This is a genomic window from Actinoplanes sp. NPDC004185 (assembly GCF_053603475.1).
Map to the genome: position 1 here is coordinate 1 of NZ_JBSGFR010000142.1, position 1,002 is coordinate 1,002.

The following is a 1,002-nucleotide window of genomic DNA, read 5'->3' on the forward strand; positions in this document are numbered from 1 at the left end:
ATGCGATGTCGGGATCGCACCGAATGAAGACGTAGTTGCGTGGAACAACGATCCCGGCTTCCCCCCGATTATCGAGGCACGTTTCGTCAGTGTCGGGTTCCGAATACACGCATTGGAAGCGGAGGCCCAACGGCCCAGCAAAGACCGCCCAAACTGGAGACGAATCGTGAAGCTTCCCGATCAAATCAGCATCCGCGTCAAACGGCCCGAAGACTACGACGGCGTGCATGCAGAGTTGGTCGCCGAGGACTTTCTCGCTACACATGACGGTGGCAACTGGCAATACGATATCGCTGACGGTACCGCACCGAACTGGATCAGCGTGAATGAACAGCTTCCGGAATGTAGTCGGAAGGCCGGATCGTTAGGCGTCGAGGCGTTGATCTGGCCGGCGACGGAAAGCGGCGAGCGCACGGCGTTCTTTGGCCGTCGCATCAGCCGAACACCTTCGTTCTATCGATACAGAGCACTGGTGCACCGCGTAACGCACTGGATGCCGCTACCCGGCAAACCGACCCGCGCGGAAGACCTCAACTAACGATGAGCGATGAATCTGCACGTAGATCTCGCGCATGCCTCGGTGCGTACAGGGGCGTCCCGGCGCGACATTCTCGATCGCAATGTTGATGTCGCGCGGAGAGAGATGGGCATGGCGCAGTCGATCGTACAAGGCATCAACGTGATCGGCGTGGAGGAATTTCTGGCTGTTCTCGTTAAACCAGATCCGCGCCTTGCCGTCCTTTATTTCGTCGACGCGCAACTGCTTCGCCCGCGCGAATTCGAATACCAGAGTACGGAACTCCGCCTTAGTCACATTGGGCATTCTGCTCATGCGTACCGCATCAATCACTCTTCGGAAAACTGCTTTGCATTGGCGACCGCTTCGGCCTCTGTGTCGAACTCGCCGAGTTTCCGAAACGCTGCCTCGCGGCTGAATCCCGCCTTCGTCACTTCGCCCTGCGCGGCGAACTTGCCGTCGTCGGTCGGGTGTGCCGTGCAGTT

General features: G+C 58.7%; 2 protein-coding genes. One reads left to right on the top strand and one right to left on the bottom strand.

Going from position 1 to position 1,002, the window contains the following annotated elements; all coding sequences use genetic code 11:
• Positions 1 to 538, top strand: a 538-nt coding sequence (locus tag ACWEOZ_RS44430) for a DUF551 domain-containing protein (RefSeq protein ID WP_451916689.1), incomplete at its 5' end; no start/stop codon positions are given.
• Here the strand turns inward: ACWEOZ_RS44430 and ACWEOZ_RS44435 are convergent.
• The gene (locus ACWEOZ_RS44435; protein ID WP_451916690.1) at positions 500 to 814 is read right to left on the bottom strand and encodes a hypothetical protein; all 315 of its coding nucleotides are present in this window, start codon (positions 812 to 814) and stop codon (positions 500 to 502) included. The genes ACWEOZ_RS44430 and ACWEOZ_RS44435 overlap by 39 nt on opposite strands.
• Between the last annotated feature and the right edge of the window lie 188 nt (positions 815 to 1,002).